Origin of the sequence: Streptomyces sp. NPDC001717 (assembly GCF_042892775.1) — a bacterium.
In the GTDB taxonomy this organism is placed as follows: Bacteria; Actinomycetota; Actinomycetes; order Streptomycetales; family Streptomycetaceae; genus Streptomyces.
Genome location: NZ_JBIAUK010000009.1, coordinates 39,584 through 54,229 on the forward strand (window position 1 = coordinate 39,584; position 14,646 = coordinate 54,229).

The window sequence follows — 14,646 nt, forward strand, 5'->3', positions numbered from 1 at the left end:
CCCCCTTACGTGTTCTTTACGATGCTGGCATGAAGGAACCCACACGTCAGGCGCGCTGGGAGCGGTGGACCCAGACCCCGCTGCTGGTCCTCGCCCTGGCCTTCGCCGTCGCGTACGCCGTGCCCATCGTGGCGCCGGACGCGGATCCGGCGGTGCACCGGGCCTGCACCCACGCGGAGTGGGTGGTGTGGGGGGCCTTCGCCCTCGACTACCTGGTACGCCTCTCCCTGGCCCCGGCCCGGATGCGGTTCGTCCGGACCCACTGGCTGGACCTGGCGGCCGTGGTGCTGCCGCTGGTGCAGCCGTTGCGGCTGCTCCGGCTGGTCGCCACCCTGATGCTGGTGGGGCGGCGGGCCCGGATGGCCCCGCAGATCCGGCTGACGACGTACGTGGCCGGGGCGGTGGTGGGGTTGCTGATGTTCGGCTCCCTGGCGGTGCTGAGCGTGGAGCGGGACGCGCCCAACGGGAACATCAAGAACCTGGGCGACGCGGTGTGGTGGTCCTTCACCACCATGACGACCGTCGGGTACGGGGACCACTCCCCCACCACCGGCCTGGGCCGGGTGCTGGCCGTCGGGCTGATGCTGTCGGGGATCGCCCTGCTCGGTGTGGTCACCGCGAACATCGCCGCCTGGTTCATCGCGCGGTTCGAGCGGGACGACCAGGTGGAGCGGCTCCAGCTGGTCGCCCTCCAGGAGCTCCAGGCCGAGGTACGGGCGCTGCGCGCCGAAGTCGCCCGGCTGGGCGGCGGTGAGGCCGACCAGCCGGCTGCCCCGGCGCCGCGCGAGCCCGCGCCCGAGACGGCCTAGTGCTCCCACACCTTGAACGCCCGTACCTGGTACGGCGACTGGGGCAGCCAGACCCCGTCCCCGGAGTAGGTCTGGAACTCGCCGGTCTCCGCGCATTCGGCTGACTGGTAGGTGGTGACGGGGCGGCCGGTCCGGTTGGCGAGGGACTGTGCGCTGGTCCCGGCGGGCAGTGCGGTGCAGCTCTCGATGTCGATGCCGCTCAGCTCGAAGGTCTGCCGCTTGCCCTTGAACTCGGCCTTGCCCCACAGGCACAGCTGCCCGGTGGCGCAGCCGTTCAGCGTCGGCGGGCCGGCCGCGTGTGCGGGGCCGGCTGTGCTGGGGATCAGGGCGGTCAGGGTGAGGGCGAGGACGGCGAAAGCGGTGTTCCACGTACGCATGACGGGTCAACTCCTTGATGACGGGCGGCACCCGGACCGTTTCCGGGGCTTCGCCGACACCACGCTGACCTGCGAGGACGGGCGGACGGAAGAGGGCGAGGCCGGCTCCACCCGGATAGGCGACAGCCCCGCCGGAACCGTCCGGCGGGGCTGTCGTGCGTATGGAGTTGACGCCTCCGGTGCCCCGGAGGGCGCTCGGGGGCGGCGGCTCAGATGTGGGCCGCGCCGGCCCCCTGGGCGGCGTTCTCGCCGCGCTTGGTGAAGCAGGCGACGACGGCGGCGAGGACCGCGACGACGCCGGCGACGGTGAAGGCGGTGCCCATGCCGTCGACGAACGTCTCGTGGGCGACGTCGGTGATCTTCTGCGCGATCTCGGCCGGGACGCCCGGGGGCACCGGGGCGATGCCCACCTGGACCCCCTTCTCGGCGAGCTCGGTCTGCTCCGGGGTGAGCGGGGGCAGTTCCGCGGCCCGCCAGTTGTCCCCGAACGAGTTGCCGACCGTGCTCGCCATGACCGCTCCGAGGACGGCGGTGCCGAGGCTGCCGCCGACCTGCATGGCGGCCTGCTGGAGCCCGCCGGCCACGCCGGACAGCTCCAGCGGGGCGTTGCCGACGATGACCTCGGTGGCCCCGACCATGACGGGCGCGAGGCCGAGGCCGAGCAGGGCGAACCAGAGCGACATGGTGAGGGTGCCGGTGCCCGGGGTGAGTCGCGCCATCCCGAAGCAGGCGGCAGCGGTGGCGACCATGCCGGCGACGAGCGGGATGCGCGGGCCGACCTTGGTGATGGCGGCGCCGGCCAGCGGGGAACCGATGATCATCATGCCGGTCAGCGGGAGCAGGTGCAGGCCGCTGTCGACGGGGCTCATCCCGTGGACGTTCTGCAGGTAGAAGGTGACGAAGAACAGGCCGCCCATGAAGGCGAAGGCCATCAGCACCATCAGCACGGTGCCCGCGGACAGCGGCAGCGAGCGGAACATGCCCAGCGGGATCAGCGGCTCGGAGACCCTGGTCTCCCAGAACGTGAAGAGGAAGAAGCCGAGCACGGAGCCGGCGAGGAAGAGCAGTGTCCGGGAGTCGCCCCAGCCCCATTCCGCGGCCTTGATCAGGGCCCAGATCAGGGAGAACATCGCCCCCGACAGCAGCAGGATGCCCAGCAGGTCGAAGGAGCGCGGGGCGTTCTCCGCACGGTGATCGACCAGGATGAACAGGCCGAAGAGCAGCGCGACGATCCCGACGGGCACGTTGATGAAGAACACGGACTGCCAGTTGACGTGCTCGACGAGCAGGCCGCCGACGATGGGGCCGGCCGCGGTCGAGGCGCCGATGACCATGCCCCAGATGCCGATGGCCATGTTGAGCTTCTCGGCGGGGAAGGTGGCGCGCAGCAGGCCGAGCGCGGCGGGCATCAGCAGTGCGCCGAACAGGCCCTGGGCGACGCGGAAGCCGATGACGAGCTCGACGCCGGAGGACAGGCCGATCGCGGCGGAGGAGAGCGCGAAGCCCGCGATGCCGATGAGGAAGGTCTGGCGGTGGCCGAAGCGGTCGCCGAGCTTGCCCGCGGTGATCAGGGAGACCGCGAGGGCCAGCAGGTAGCCGTTGGTGATCCACTGGACCTCGGCGAGCGAGGCGCTGAGGTCCTGCTGGATCGCGGGGTTGGCGACGGCGACGATCGTGCCGTCGAGGGTGACCATCATGACGCCGATCGCCACGGCGAAGAGGGTCAGCCAGGGGTGGCCGCGCAGCCCGGGGCGGGCCGCGGCGGGCTCCGATTCCTTGGCCAGGGTGATCTGACTAGTCATGCCGACAGGTTAGTGACAGCGACTGACACTTCACAGACGGGTTAACGAGACAGTAACTGTCAGGTCTGTCACAGGTAGCCTGACCCCTCACTCAGCGTCAGAGAGGACCCCCTGCGGTGATGACCGACTCGGACGCCGGAGCCGCCGGCGGACTGCGCGAGCGCAAGAAGCGGCGTACCAGGGACGCTCTGCTGCGCGCCGCCCTGCTGCTCTTCCTCGCCCGGGGGTACGAGCGGACGACCGTCGACGAGATCACCGACGCCGTGGACGTGTCCCAGCGCACCTTCTTCCGCTACTTCGCGAACAAGGAGGAGGTGGCCTTCGCCGTCCAGGACCTCGTCGAGTCGCACTTCGTGGCGGCGCTGGAGTCCCGGCCGGCCGGGGAGGGCCCCTTCGAGGCGATGCGGGCGGCGGTGCTCGACGCGTGGGACACCCTCGACGAGGCCATCTCGGAGGTGGTCCCGGTCGACCTCTACATGCGCACGTACCGGATGATCGAATCGACGCCGGCCCTGCTCGCGGTGCACCTGCGTCGCTCGACGGAGCTGGAGGAGCGGATCGCCCGGCTGATCGCGGAGCGCGAGGGACTCGACGTCGACGCCGATCCGCGGCCGCGGGTGGCCGTCGCCGCCTTCACCGGAGTGATGCGGGTCACGGGGCGGCTCTGGGGGCAGGGCGAGGACACCAGCGTGGCCGCGATCCGCCGGATGACCGAGAGCTACCTCGACCAGATCGGCCCGGCCCTGTCGGCCCCTTGGCGCACACCGGCCTGACCGTCCCGTAGGCCGCACCCCCCACGGCTCGCCCGCCGCACCACGCCTCGCCGCACACCTCCGGCTCGCCGGTGCCGCGGGTGGCGGGTGCGGCGTGCGGCGTGCGGCGGGTCGCGGTGGGCGGCGGGTCGCGGCAGCGCGCGGCCGGTCCGCCACGCCCGGTCGATCGTGAGTCGCGTCACCAAAACCCTTGATCCCTCCCGGCGTTCACCGGTACGGCGCGACGGGCCCCGGCGGCCGCGCGGCCCGCGCCGGACCTGGCCGGACGGTCGGCGGGGCCCTTCTTCCGATCGGCCGTACCGCGGTCGGCCCGGCTTACCCGGACGGCCGTGAGGAGCGTCACCCGGAGCGTCCTGGCGGGAAGACGTCTCATACGCTGGTCGTAGTGAACGTGCCCGGCCTCGCCCACCCCACCGCCCCCGGCGCCGACCCGCGCCCTGCCGCCCTGCGTGCCCTGCTCGCGCTCGCGGTGGTCTTCGTCCTGCTCGCGACCACCGGCTGGACCGCCGTGCACCGCCCCGAGGGCGGGACCCCGCTGCGGGCGGCCTCGCTGGCCGCCTGGAAGAGCGCGCGGATCGACGGCCGCCCGGTGCCGCCCGCGGACGCGGACGCCGCCACCGTGGCCCACTTCTTCGCCGGCCTCGACTCCGCCCAGCGGTCCGACCTCGCCGAGAGCTACCCCCTCGTCGTCGGCAACCTCGACGGGGCCCCGGCCACGACCCGCTACCGGGCCAACCTCCTCGGCCTGCTGCAGGCCGTGCAGGTGGAGGAGGCGCGCAGCCGCGACGTCGCCCTCACCCCCGCCGACCGTGCCACGGCGATCCGCCGCTCCCACCGCTTCGAGTCGCTCGCCGCACCCGGCCGGCAGATCCTCGCCTTCGACCCGACCGGCAACGGCCTGGTCGCCGAGGTCTTCGGCGACCTCGACCGGGCCCGCCGGGTCTCGGTGATCGTCCCCGGCGTCGACACCGACGCGCTCACCTTCGAGCGCACCCAGCGCCACTTCACGGCCCCCGTCGGCATGGCCGAGTCCCTGTACGAGGCCGAGCGCGCGGCCTCGCCCGACAGCCGGACCGCGGTCATCGCCTGGGCCGGCTACACCGCCCCCACCGGGGTCGGCATGGACGCGGCCACCGGCCACATGGCCTTCGACGGCGCCGTCCGCCTGAAGGCGCTGACCGGGGCCCTGCCCGGGGAATCGAGCGTGGCCCTGTTCTGCCACAGCTACGGATCGGTGGTGTGCGGGGTCGCCGCGCGCGAACTCCCCGCCCGGGTCACGGACATCGTGGTGGCGGGCAGCCCCGGCATGCGCACGCAGAACGTCGCCGGACTGCACACCTCGGCCCGGGTCTGGGCCACCCGCGACCAGGGCGACTGGATCGCCGACGTACCGCACCTGGAGGTCGGCGGGCTGGGCCACGGCGCCGACCCGGTCTCCCCGGACTTCGGCGCACGGCTGCTCTCCTCGGCCGGGGCCAAGAGCCACACCGGCTATTTCACGCCAGGCACGGACTCGCTGCGCAACTTCGCCGAGGTCGGAACCGGCGCGTTCCGTTCCCTCGTCTGCGCGACCGGTGCGGACGCATGCGGACGCGGAGTCTCCGCAACGGATCAGGACTAGACGCAGGCGGGGGGCCGGGCACGGGGCCTGAAAAACGGGCCCCGCAGCGAGGGGGACGCACGGGGTCGCCTCCCTTTACGATGTGCCGCATGGGTGACGTACTGGCCGGAAACCATGCCGTCTGGGAGTTCGACTCGGACTCGGTGCTCATCCGCTTCGCACGGGGGATGCGAACGCCAAGGCTCTTTCACGCGCTCGGCCCGCGCCGGATCCCCCTGGAAGCGGTGTCCGGGGTGAGCCTGGCCCCCGGGAAACGGGACACGTTGGTGCTGCGCGCCGTCCCGCGGCTCGGCGCGGATCCGCTGATGGAGGCCGCCGCGGGGCAGCTGCGGGAGGTCTGCGACCCGTACCGGCTGGTCCTGCCGGGCGAACGGGCCCCGCAGGCCGCCGCCTTCGCCGACGCCCTGCTGGCCCGGCTCGGTCCGGACGCGGCCGAGCCGGCCGAGCGCTTCCTGGTCGACGTGCCTCGCCCCGCGCTGCTGAAGGCGTACGACGCCCGGGTGGGCTTCGACGGGTCCGCGATCACCTTCCACTGGTCCCGTACGGGTGCCACGAGCACCAAGTGGAAGGCGTGCGACCAGCGTTACCCGCTGTCCGCGGTGACGGGGGTGGAGTGGCGCTCCCCCGAAGGACCCGGCGGGCACCTGCGGCTGCTGCTGCGGGACGCCACCGGGGATCCGCGGCCGGACCACGACCTGGCGGCGGCCGTGTTCGGCATGGGGTACGGGGCGGTGCACGAGTCCCTGCCGTTCGCGGCGGGGGTGCTGGCCGCGGTGCGGGGGCGGGCCGCGGTGCCGTCCGTGCCGCACCGGGCCGGGGACTCGGGCGAGCGGCTCCACCACCTGAGCGAGCTCCACAGTGCGGGGCTGCTGACGGACGCGGAGTACGTCGCACTGCGGGATCGTTTCACCGCGGAGTCCCTGTAGCCCGCTTCGCCGCGGGCCGGGCGGCGTGCGGCATGCCGCTGCGGGCGGGCGGGGGCGGCGGGCCGTTGCCGGCGGGGCTGCCGGGCGACGTGCCGCTGCGGGCCGGCCGACCGCGGAGCCGCTGCGCGGGGCCTGTCCCCTACCCGCCCTTCCACCGTTCCCCGGGCTCCGCCCGGACCCTGCCCCGGCTACCGCCGGGAGGTGCCCCCGTCCTCGAACGCCGGACAGGCTGGATGTGGTCGACGTCGGCCTGCACGTGCAGCGCCGTTACCGCCGCCCGGAGGCGATGGAGGCGCGGGATCCGGGGCGGGGCCCCGGCGGCGGCGCCGCACCCCGACCGGGGTCAGGACTCCCGGACCACCGACGTGAACGTCATGTCCGGGTAGCGGTCGCCCGCGACCCCGGCGGCGATGGGTTCCAGGAGGGCCAGTTCCTCCGCCGTGAGGGTGATACCCGCCGCGGCGGTGTTCTCGCGGAGGCGAGCCGGCTTGCGGGTGCCCGGGATCGGAACCACCGTCAGGCCGTGCACCTGCGCCCGCTGCTGCACCCACGCCAGGGCGATCTGCGCCGGTGTGGCCCCGCGCCCGGCCGCCACCTCCCGGATCGGGGCCAGCAGCGCGGCATTGGCCTTCGCGTTGTCCCCGCTGAACCGCGGCTGGCGGAGCCGGAAGTCGCCCTCCGACAGCTCGGCGGCGGCATCCGCGAACGCCCCCGCCAGGAAGCCCCGCCCCAGCGGCGAGTACGGCACGAAGGCGACGCCCAGCTCCGCCGCCGCGCCGACCGCGCTGCGCTCCACGTCCCGGCTGAAGAGCGACCACTCCGACTGGAGGGCCGCGATCGGGTGGACGGCGTGGGCCTCGCGCAGCTCCGCGCCCGTGACCTCGCTCAGCCCGAGCCGGCGGACCTTGCCCTCGGCCACCAGCTCCGCCATCTCGCCGACCGACTCGGACAGCGGGACGGCCGGGTCGCGCCGGTGCATGTAGTAGAGGTCGATGACGTCCGTGCCGAGCCGGCGCAGGCTGCCCTCGACGGCCCGGCGGATGTAGGTGCGCTCGTTGCGGATGCCCCGGTAGGTCGGGTCCTCGTTGCGTTCGATGCCGAACTTCGTGGCGAGGGTGATCTCGTCCCGGTGCGCGGCCACGAACGGGGCGAGGAACTCCTCGTTCTTCCCCTGCCCGTAGACGTCCGCCGTGTCGATGAGGGTCACCCCTGCGGCCAGCGCCGCTTCCAGCGTCTCGCGGGCCACGGCCTCGTCGGTCGCCCCGTAGTGCTCGCTCATGCCCATGCAGCCGAGGCCCTGGATGCCGACCAGGGGCCCGTCCTTGCCGAGTTCCACCTGGGCGAGCCGGTCGGTGGTGGTGTGCTTGTGCTCCGTCATGATCGTGCCTTCCCCGAGTAAATGCCGATCTTGTAGTCCAGTACGGCGAGCGCGTCGGTCAGCTCCGTGAGCCGCGCCCGCACCTCGCTCCGCGTCCGTTCCAGCAGCGCCCGGCGCTCGTCGAACGTGTGGTCCCCCTCGCGCACCAGTTCCGCGTAGCGGACCATGTCCGCCACCGACATCCCGGTGGCGCGCAGCTTGCCCACGAAGGCCAGCCAGTTCAGGTCCTGGTCGCTGAAGCGGCGCTGCCCCGAGTGGGAGCGGTCCACGTGCGGCATCAGCCCGATCCGCTCGTACCAGCGCAGGGTGTGCTGGGTCAGACCGGTGCGGGCCTCGACCTCGCTGATCGTGTACCGCGTCTGCGTCAGGCTCTGGCTCATGGCCCCCACGCTAAAACCCTTGAGTGCACTCCAAGCAAGTAGGCTCGGCGGCATGGAGAGCGTGGAGGGCGTGAACAGCATGGAAAGCCTGCGGATCATCGAGACCTGGCCGGTGGGGACCGCCGCGGCGGCCGTCGTGCGCGCCGACGGAACACCGGCCGGTTCCCACGGTCCCGTCGACCACCGTTTCCCGCTGGCCTCGGTGACCAAGCCCCTCGCCGCGTACGCCGCCCTCGTCGCGTACGAGGAGGGGGCCGTCGAGCTGGACGAGCCGGCCGGGCCCGAGGGGTCGACGGTCCGTCACCTCCTCGCGCACACCAGCGGCCTGGCCTTCGACGAGCACCGGGTGACCGCCCCGCCCGGGGACCGCCGGCTGTACTCGAACGCCGGATTCGAGGTGCTCGGCGACCACATCGCCAAGGCCACCGGGATCCCCTTCGCCGAATACCTCCACCAGGCGGTCTTCGAGCCGCTCGGCATGACCTCCAGCAGCCTGGAGGGCTCCCCCGCCAAGGACGGCGTGTCCACCGTCTCCGACCTGCTGCGGTTCGCCGCCGAGCTGCAGGCGCCCCGGCTGCTCGACGTCCGTACGGTCGCCGAGGCCACCTCCGTCGTCCACCCCGGCCTCAAGGGCGTCCTGCCGGGTTACGGGCACCAGTCCCCCAACGACTGGGGACTCGGCGTGGAGATCCGTGACGGCAAGTCCCCGCACTGGACGGGCACTTCCTCCTCACCGCGCACTTTCGGCCACTTCGGACAGTCGGGCACCTTCCTGTGGGTGGACCCGGACGCCCGCGCCGCGTGCGTGGCGCTCACGGACCGCGCCTTCGGCCCGTGGGCCGTCGCGGCCTGGACTCCGTTCACCGACGCGGTCCTGGCCGAGCTGCGCTCCCGGTAGGAGGCGCCATCGGCTTCAGGCGGGCAGTTCGAAGATCAGCAGTTCCCCCGGGGAGCCCGCGGTGACCTCCAGGCCCTTCTCGCCGGTGATCCGCACCGAGTCCCCGGGGCCGAGTTCGGCCCCGTCCAGCCGCAGGTCCCCGCGCACCACGTGCAGGTAGATCCGCTCCGCCTCCGGTACGGGGATCCGCTCGCCCGCGCCGGGCCGCCGGACGTGCAGGACGGCGCCGGCCGCGGGGATCCCGTACGGCGTGGCGTCGTCGATGTCCGCGACCACCTCGTACGAGGGCTCGCCGCCGGCGGCGAGGGGCGCGAGCCAGATCTGCACGAAGCGCAGACGCTGCGCGCCGTCGTTGCGCTCGACGTGCCGCGCCCCGGAGCCCGCACTGAGCCGCTGGACGTCCCCGGGGCGGACCACGCCCTGCTCGCCGGTGCTGTCCTGGTGGGTGAGCTCGCCCTCGACGACCCAGGTGACGATCTCGGTGTGGCTGTGCGGGTGCTCGTCGAATCCGGCGCCGGGCGCGAGGGTTTCCTCGTTGCAGGCCAGGACGGGTCCGAAGCGCAGGTTGTCCGGGTCGTAGAAGGACCCGAAGGAGAAGGCGTGGCGGCTGGTGATCCCGGCGTCCGGGTCCCCGCCCTCGTACCGGTCCGTACCGCGTCGCACATCAATCATGGGGGCCACCGTAGCGCCGGGGCGGCGCCGTGCACGGGACCGGACTCCGCGCAGCCCGGTCGATAAGGCAGTCTTGTCCCGTGCCCCAACCCGAACGTGAGCATTCCCCCGCGACACAAGCCGCGCACCCCGTGGCTCCCGCCCATCCGCACGCCGCGACGCTGCGCCGGCTGGAGAAGTCATCCGGCCGGCTCGCCGCGAACGCGATCGCGCGCATGGACGAGACCTTGCCGTGGTACCGGGCGATGCCCCCGGAGAACCGGTCCTGGATCGGCCTGGTCGCGCAGGCCGGCATCGCCGCGTTCACGGAGTGGTTCCGGCACCCCGAGACCCCGCAGGCGATCTCGACCGACGTCTTCGGTACGGCTCCGCGAGAGCTGACCCGGGCGATCACGCTGCGCCAGACGGTGGAGATGGTCCGCACCACGATCGAGGTCATGGAGACCGCGATCGAGGAGGTGGCGGCCCCGGGCGACGAGTCGATCCTGCGCGAGGCGCTGCTGGTGTACGCCCGGGAGATCGCCTTCGCGACGGCCCAGGTGTACGCGCAGGCCGCCGAGGCGCGCGGCGCGTGGGACGCCCGGCTGGAGTCCCTCGTCGTCAACGCGGTGCTGTCCGGCGAGGCGGACGAGGGCGCCCTGTCGCGTGCGGCGGCGCTCGGATGGAACTCGCCGGAGCACGTGTGCGTGGTGCTCGGCACCGCCCCGGAGGGGGACAGCGAGCTGACGGTCGAGGCGATCCGGCGTGCGGCCCGCCACCACAAGCTCCAGGTCCTGACGGGTGTGCTGGGCGACCGGCTGGTCGTCATCGCGGGCGGCAGCGACAATCCGCTCCAGGTCGCGAAGTCCTTGATCGGACCGTTCGCGGCCGGTCCGGTCGTGGCCGGTCCGGTGGTGCCCGACCTGCTGAACGCGACGAAGTCGGCGCAGGCCGCGGCGGCCGGGCTGAAGGCCTGTACGGCCTGGCAGGACGCCCCGCGACCGGTCCTGGCGGACGATCTCCTGCCGGAGCGGGCGATCGCCTCGGATCCCGCTGCCCGCGAGCAGCTGGTGGAGGAGATCTACAGACCGCTGGAGGAGGCGGGGTCGGCGCTGCTGGAGACGCTGAGCGTCTACCTGGAGCAGGCGAGCAGCCTCGAAGGGGCCGCCCGCATGCTGTTCGTGCACCCGAACACGGTGCGCTACCGGCTCCGACGTGTGACCGACGTCACCGGCTGGTCGCCTTCGGATGTCCGCTCGGCGTTCACGCTGCGGATCGCCCTGATTCTGGGGCGCCTGGCCGACGGAGATCCTCAGTCCTAGACTTTTGTCGGACATCAACAATTACCCCGACCGTTCTTGGTCCCTGTCCCCACGGGCGGCAGGGACCATCCACAAGAGAGAGTGTGAGGGTGCTCGTACTCGTCGCTCCCGGCCAAGGCGCTCAGACGCCCGGCTTCCTGACTCCCTGGCTGGACCTTCCCGGTGCCGCCGACCGCGTTGCCGCGTGGTCGGACGCCATCGGGCTGGACCTCGCCCACTACGGCACGAAGGCTGACGCCGACGAAATCCGCGACACGGCCGTGGCCCAGCCGCTGCTGGTCGCCGCGGGTCTGCTGTCCGCGTCCGCCCTGGGTTCCCCTGCTGTCTTCGGCGCCGTCTCGGGCCACAGCGTCGGTGAGATCACCGCCGCCGCGGTCGCGGGCGTGCTGTCCGACGACGCCGCGCTGTCCTTCGTACGGAAGCGCGGTCTGGCCATGGCCGAGGCCTCGGCCGTGACCGAGACCGGCATGGCCGCCGTCCTCGGCGGCGACCGGGACGCCGTCGTCGCCCACCTGGAGAAGCTGGGTCTGACCCCGGCCAACATCAACGGAGCGGGCCAGATCGTGGCCGCCGGCACCATGGAGCAGATCGCTGCCCTGGAGGCCGACAAGCCCGAAGGCTCCATGAAGGTCGTCGCCCTCAAGGTCGCGGGCGCCTTCCACACGCACCACATGGCCCCGGCGGTCGCCACGCTGGAGGAGGCCGCCAAGGCCCTTTCCCCGGCGGACCCGGCGCTGAAGTACGTCTCCAACAAGGACGGCGCGGTCGTCGCCTCGGGTGCCGATGTCGTCGCCCGCCTGGTCGGCCAGGTCGCGAACCCGGTCCGCTGGGACCTGTGCATGGAGACGTTCGGCGAGCTGGGCGTCACCGGAATCATCGAGCTCTGCCCCGGCGGCACCCTGACGGGCCTGGCCAAGCGCGCGCTGAAGGGCGTTCCGAGCGTGGCCCTGAAGACGCCGGACGATCTCGACAAGGCCGCGGCGCTCGTCGCCGAGCAGTCGGCCTGAGCGAAGGAGCCCCACAGCATGTCCAAGATCAAGCCGGCCAAGGGCTCCCCGTACGCCCGCATCCTCGGTGTCGGCGGTTACCGCCCGGCCCGTGTGGTGCCCAACGAGGTCATCCTCGAGACGATCGACTCGTCCGACGAGTGGATCCGTTCCCGGTCCGGCATCGCGACGCGCCACTGGGCCTCGCCCGAGGAGACCGTCGCCGCGATGTCGGTGGAGGCCTCCGGCAAGGCGCTGGCCGACGCCGGTGTCTCGCCCGAGCAGATCGGTGCGGTGATCGTCTCGACGGTCTCGCACTTCAAGCAGACCCCGGCCGTCGCGACAGAGATCGCGCACCGGGTCGGCGCCGTCAAGCCGGCCGCCTTCGACATCTCCGCCGGCTGCGCCGGGTTCGGCTACGGCCTGACCCTGGCCAAGGGCATGGTGGTGGAAGGTTCGGCAGAGTACGTACTTGTCATCGGCGTGGAGCGGCTCTCGGACCTCACCGACCTGGAGGACCGCGCGACGGCCTTCCTGTTCGGTGACGGCGCCGGCGCCGTGGTCGTCGGTCCCTCGAACGAGCCGGCCATCGGCCCCACGGTGTGGGGTTCGGAGGGCGACAAGTCCGAGACCATCAAGCAGACCGTGCCGTGGGACGAGTACCTCGGCAAGGACGCCGGCGAGAAGTTCCCGGCCATCACGCAGGAGGGTCAGGCGGTCTTCCGCTGGGCCGTCTTCGAGATGGCCAAGGTGGCCCAGCAGGCGCTCGACGCGGCCGGGATCACCGCGGACGACCTGGACGTCTTCATCCCGCACCAGGCAAACATGCGGATCATCGACTCGATGGTGAAGACTCTGAAGCTGCCGGAGCACGTGACGGTCGCCCGTGACGTGGAGACCACCGGCAACACCTCGGCCGCCTCGATCCCGCTCGCAATGGAGCGGCTCCTGGCGACCGGAGCGGCGAAGAGCGGCGACACCGCGCTCGTCATCGGCTTCGGGGCGGGACTCGTCTACGCCGCGACGGTCGTTACCCTCCCCTAGGGCCGGGATCCGTTTCCAGCCCTGTTCCACCTCAGTAGCTATAGAAGGAGCGCCACATGGCCGCCACGCAGGCAGAGATCGTCGAGGGTCTCGCGGAGATCGTCAACGAGATCGCGGGCATCCCGGTCGAGGACGTCGAGATCGACAAGTCCTTCACCGACGACCTGGACGTCGACTCGCTGTCCATGGTCGAGGTCGTCGTCGCCGCCGAAGAGCGCTTCGACGTCAAGATCCCGGACGAGGACGTCAAGAACCTCAAGACGGTCGGCGACGCTGCCGACTACATCCTGAAGCACCAGGCCTGAGCCTGACGAGCGTTTGTCGCCACCCGGCGGTGGCGCCGTGACAATTCAGCACCCCCTGAGACGTGGAGAAAGAATTCCTGTGAGCCCGACCAATCGCACCGTGGTCGTCACCGGTATCGGCGCAACCACTCCGCTGGGTGGCGACAGCGCTTCGACCTGGGAAGGTCTGCTTGCCGGCCGTTCCGGCGTGAAGCCCCTGGAGGGCGAGCGCTTCGCCGAACTCCCGGTCCGCATCGCCGCCCCGGTCGCCGTGGACCCGAGCGAGGTCCTGCCCCGCCCCCTGGCCCGCAAGCTGGACCGCTCGGCGCAGTTCGCCGTCATCGCGGCCCGTGAGGCCTGGGCCGACGCGGGTTACACCGCCCCGGCCGGCGAGGACGAGTCCATCGTCCCCGAGCGCCTGGGCACCGTCATCGCCTCCGGTATCGGCGGCGTGACGACCCTGCTCGACCAGTACGACGTACTGAAGGAAAAAGGTGTGCGCCGGGTCTCCCCGCACACCGTCCCGATGCTCATGCCGAACGGCCCCTCGGCCAACGTCGGCCTGGAGGTCAACGCCCGTGCGGGCGTGCACACTCCGGTCAGCGCCTGCGCCTCCGGCGCCGAGGCCATCGGCTACGCCGTCGAGATGATCCGTACCGGCCGCGCCGACGTGGTCGTCGCGGGCGGCACCGAGGCGGCGATCCACCCGCTGCCGATCGCCGCGTTCGCCAACATGATGGCGATGTCCAAGAACAACGAGAGCCCGACCACGGCCTCCCGCCCGTACGACAAGGCCCGTGACGGCTTCGTGCTGGGCGAGGGCGCGGGCGTCGTGATCCTGGAGTCCGCGGAGCACGCCGCCGCGCGTGGCGCCCGCGTCTACTGCGAGGTGCTGGGCCAGGGCCTGTCCGCGGACAGCCACCACATCGCGCAGCCGGAGCCGACGGGTCGCGGTGTCGCGGCCGCCGTGCAGAACCTGCTCGACAACACGGGCCTGGACCCGGCCGAGCTGGTCCACCTCAACGCGCACGCCACGTCCACCCCGCAGGGTGACACGGCCGAGCTGAAGGCCCTGCGCAAGGTTCTGGGCGACGACCTGGACCACATCGCGATCTCCGCGACCAAGTCGATGACCGGTCACCTGCTCGGTGGCGCCGGCGGCATCGAGACCGTCGCGACCGTGCTGGCCCTGTACCACCGGCTGGCCCCGCCGACGATCAACTGCGACGACCTGGACGACGAGGTCGACGCGGACATCGTGCGCGGCGAGCCGCGCAAGCTGCCGGCCGACGGCCCGATCTCCGCGATCAACAACTCCTTCGGCTTCGGCGGTCACAACGTGACGCTCGCCTTCCGGAGCGTCTGATCCTGTAGGACATGCGAAAGGGGCCCCGC

General features: G+C 72.3%; 15 protein-coding genes. 10 read left to right on the top strand and 5 right to left on the bottom strand.

What is annotated here, in order from left to right:
- The first annotated feature begins 29 nt into the window (after window positions 1-29).
- Window positions 30-809, top strand: coding sequence for a potassium channel family protein (locus tag ACFYZL_RS17435; protein WP_388679775.1), 780 nt, complete (start codon window positions 30-32; stop codon window positions 807-809).
- On the opposite strand, the gene ACFYZL_RS17440 is transcribed toward ACFYZL_RS17435, so the two are convergent.
- Both ACFYZL_RS17440 and ACFYZL_RS17445 read right to left on the bottom strand, forming a co-directional pair.
- The gene (locus tag ACFYZL_RS17440) at window positions 806-1,186 is read right to left on the bottom strand and encodes a peptidase inhibitor family I36 protein (protein WP_384746162.1); all 381 of its coding nucleotides are present in this window, start codon (window positions 1,184-1,186) and stop codon (window positions 806-808) included. The two genes, ACFYZL_RS17435 and ACFYZL_RS17440, sit on opposite strands and share 4 nt — an antisense overlap.
- A gap of 209 nt (window positions 1,187-1,395) precedes the next feature.
- Window positions 1,396-2,988, bottom strand: a complete 1,593-nt coding sequence (locus ACFYZL_RS17445; protein WP_384746161.1) for an MFS transporter — start codon at window positions 2,986-2,988, stop codon at window positions 1,396-1,398.
- 119 nt (window positions 2,989-3,107) lie between these two features.
- On the opposite strand from ACFYZL_RS17445, the gene ACFYZL_RS17450 reads away from it, so the two are divergent.
- The 3 genes from ACFYZL_RS17450 (at window position 3,108) to ACFYZL_RS17460 (ending at window position 6,308) form a co-directional block, all read left to right on the top strand.
- The gene (locus tag ACFYZL_RS17450; protein WP_384746160.1) at window positions 3,108-3,761 is read left to right on the top strand and encodes a TetR/AcrR family transcriptional regulator; all 654 of its coding nucleotides are present in this window, start codon (window positions 3,108-3,110) and stop codon (window positions 3,759-3,761) included.
- A gap of 391 nt (window positions 3,762-4,152) precedes the next feature.
- Window positions 4,153-5,382 carry an alpha/beta hydrolase gene (locus tag ACFYZL_RS17455; RefSeq protein WP_384746188.1) on the top strand — a complete coding sequence of 410 codons (1,230 nt, stop codon included), beginning with the start codon at window positions 4,153-4,155 and terminating at the stop codon, window positions 5,380-5,382.
- A gap of 89 nt (window positions 5,383-5,471) precedes the next feature.
- The gene (locus ACFYZL_RS17460; protein WP_388679780.1) at window positions 5,472-6,308 is read left to right on the top strand and encodes a DUF4429 domain-containing protein; all 837 of its coding nucleotides are present in this window, start codon (window positions 5,472-5,474) and stop codon (window positions 6,306-6,308) included.
- A 343-nt stretch (window positions 6,309-6,651) separates the two neighbouring features.
- Here ACFYZL_RS17460 and ACFYZL_RS17465 read toward each other — a convergent pair whose 3' ends face one another.
- Both ACFYZL_RS17465 and ACFYZL_RS17470 read right to left on the bottom strand, forming a co-directional pair.
- Window positions 6,652-7,686 carry an aldo/keto reductase gene (locus ACFYZL_RS17465; RefSeq protein WP_384746158.1) on the bottom strand — a complete coding sequence of 345 codons (1,035 nt, stop codon included), beginning with the start codon at window positions 7,684-7,686 and terminating at the stop codon, window positions 6,652-6,654.
- Window positions 7,683-8,066, bottom strand: a complete 384-nt coding sequence (locus tag ACFYZL_RS17470) for a MerR family transcriptional regulator (RefSeq protein WP_384746157.1) — start codon at window positions 8,064-8,066, stop codon at window positions 7,683-7,685. Before ACFYZL_RS17470 ends, ACFYZL_RS17465 begins: the two co-directional genes overlap by 4 nt.
- A 79-nt stretch (window positions 8,067-8,145) precedes the next feature.
- On the opposite strand from ACFYZL_RS17470, the gene ACFYZL_RS17475 reads away from it, so the two are divergent.
- On the top strand, window positions 8,146-8,964 hold the full coding sequence (locus ACFYZL_RS17475; RefSeq protein WP_384746187.1) for a serine hydrolase domain-containing protein: 819 nt from the start codon (window positions 8,146-8,148) through the stop codon (window positions 8,962-8,964).
- Between the two features lie 15 nt (window positions 8,965-8,979).
- Here ACFYZL_RS17475 and ACFYZL_RS17480 read toward each other — a convergent pair whose 3' ends face one another.
- On the bottom strand, window positions 8,980-9,636 hold the full coding sequence (locus tag ACFYZL_RS17480; RefSeq protein WP_384746156.1) for a pirin family protein: 657 nt from the start codon (window positions 9,634-9,636) through the stop codon (window positions 8,980-8,982).
- 80 nt (window positions 9,637-9,716) lie between these two features.
- Here ACFYZL_RS17480 and ACFYZL_RS17485 point away from each other — a divergent pair, with 80 nt between their 5' ends.
- The 5 genes from ACFYZL_RS17485 to fabF all read left to right on the top strand — a co-directional run bounded on the left by ACFYZL_RS17485 (window position 9,717) and on the right by fabF (window position 14,617).
- Complete coding sequence (locus ACFYZL_RS17485) at window positions 9,717-10,937, top strand: PucR family transcriptional regulator (protein WP_384579598.1); 1,221 nt, start codon at window positions 9,717-9,719, stop codon at window positions 10,935-10,937.
- 89 nt (window positions 10,938-11,026) lie between these two features.
- Window positions 11,027-11,944 (top strand): ACP S-malonyltransferase, encoded by a 918-nt coding sequence (locus tag ACFYZL_RS17490; RefSeq protein WP_384746155.1) that lies wholly within the window; start codon window positions 11,027-11,029, stop codon window positions 11,942-11,944.
- 18 nt (window positions 11,945-11,962) lie between these two features.
- Window positions 11,963-12,967: a ketoacyl-ACP synthase III gene (locus tag ACFYZL_RS17495; protein ID WP_384746154.1), complete on the top strand. Its 1,005-nt coding sequence runs from the start codon at window positions 11,963-11,965 to the stop codon at window positions 12,965-12,967.
- Window positions 12,968-13,023: 56 nt separating this feature from the next.
- The gene (locus ACFYZL_RS17500; RefSeq protein WP_376660493.1) at window positions 13,024-13,272 is read left to right on the top strand and encodes an acyl carrier protein; all 249 of its coding nucleotides are present in this window, start codon (window positions 13,024-13,026) and stop codon (window positions 13,270-13,272) included.
- A 79-nt stretch (window positions 13,273-13,351) separates the two neighbouring features.
- A complete protein-coding gene (gene fabF / locus ACFYZL_RS17505; RefSeq protein WP_384746153.1) occupies window positions 13,352-14,617 on the top strand; it encodes a beta-ketoacyl-ACP synthase II in 1,266 nt (421 codons plus the stop codon).
- Window positions 14,618-14,646: the final 29 nt, after the last annotated feature.